This is a genomic window from Variovorax sp. N23, assembly GCF_025486315.1.
GTDB lineage: Bacteria > Pseudomonadota > Gammaproteobacteria > Burkholderiales > Burkholderiaceae_C > Variovorax.
Map to the genome: position 1 here is coordinate 1 of NZ_JAOOPY010000039.1, position 1,333 is coordinate 1,333.

A 1,333-nucleotide genomic window follows, 5' to 3' on the forward strand; every position below is an offset into this window, starting at 1 on the left:
GTGACCCGTCCTGAATAGCGTTGACACCTCAGGACGATAGGAACACTGCCGGAGCTACCCGGCCAAGGACGCCCGATGCACTGCATCGGGCGTTTGCATTTTCAACGACAGATGCGGTCTGTCGTGGTTGTAGATGTGCACCGACTGCTCGACCATGCGTCTGGCCTGGGTAATGTCGGCAGGGCGATGCAGCAGGAACTCGGTCTTCAGGATGCCGTTGACCCGCTCGGCCAGCGCATTCTGGTAGCAGTCATAGCCATCAGTCATCGAGCAAGTGACGCCATGGCGCAGGTGCAGTGCCTGGTAGTACGTCGAGCAGTACTGGATCCCCCTGTCGGAGTGATGCACCAATGGCTGGCGGCTCTTGCGGCCTGCCAGGGCCATCTTCATGGCCTGCGCCACCTCTTCGGTCTGCAAGCTCTCATGCACGTGCCAGCCGACGATCTTTCGGGAGTACGCATCTGTGATCAGGCTCAGGTAGACGAACCTGCCGTGCGTGGGCAAATAGGTAATGTCAGCGACCCAGACCTGCTCGCTGCCGCTGGCGTGAATCTGCTGCGGCCCTGCCTTGAGCAGGTTCGGGTGGCGCCTGAAGCGGTGATGACTGTCGGTGGTCTTGTGGTACGCCCGCCGGGGCGCCACCAGCAGCTTCGCATTGCGCAGTACGTCGAACATCGCATCACGGCCCAGGGCGATGCCTCGGTGCTGCAGCGGCTCGCGCAGCATATGGTGCAGCTTGCGCGTGCCCACGCGTGGTTGGCGCATACGCTGCTCACGTACCAACTCCACCACCGCCTGCGCACTGTCCAGGCGCTCGGTCTCCCGGCGTCTGCCTTGGTAGTACGCCTGTCGGCTCAGGCCCATGTGCTGGCAAGCCCTCTTCACGCTCAACCCCTTGACGAGCTCTTGCGAGAGGACTTGCCCAAAGGCTTTTTTACAACACGCACCCCGTAGTCCTTGCGCAAGACATCGATGACGGCCTCGAACAGCCGTGCCTTCTCCTGCGCTTCTTCGAGCTGCACCTGCAGCGCCTTGATCTGCTGCTCGGGCGTGAGGGGCCCTGCGGTCTTGTCTATCGGCATGGCTGCCGATGATGCAGCAGGCCCCCAGCCCAGTCGACCATGCTTGCGAAGCCACACCAACACCGTAGAGCGGCCCTGGACGCCGTACTTGCGCTGCGCCTCTTTGTACGTGAGCTCGCCTTTTTCTACCTGCTCCACCACCGCCAATTGAAAAGCCAGCGTGTAGTCGCGCTGTGTGCGCTTGACACTCGATTCCATGACACCTGCCCTTTCTGCAAGGTCGAGGTGTCAACGCTGGGTAGGACGGGTCA

1 protein-coding gene is annotated in these 1,333 nt (G+C 61.9%); it reads right to left on the reverse strand.

The annotated features are described in order from the left end of the window. Nucleotides 1–54: 54 nt before the first annotated feature. Nucleotides 55–1,280 (reverse strand): IS3 family transposase gene (locus N8A90_RS25340; protein ID WP_410087748.1). Its coding sequence is split into 2 segments (ribosomal slippage): nt 55–938 and nt 938–1,280, totalling 1,227 coding nucleotides; the frame shifts between segments, so codons are not numbered across the junction. Nucleotides 1,281–1,333: the final 53 nt, after the last annotated feature.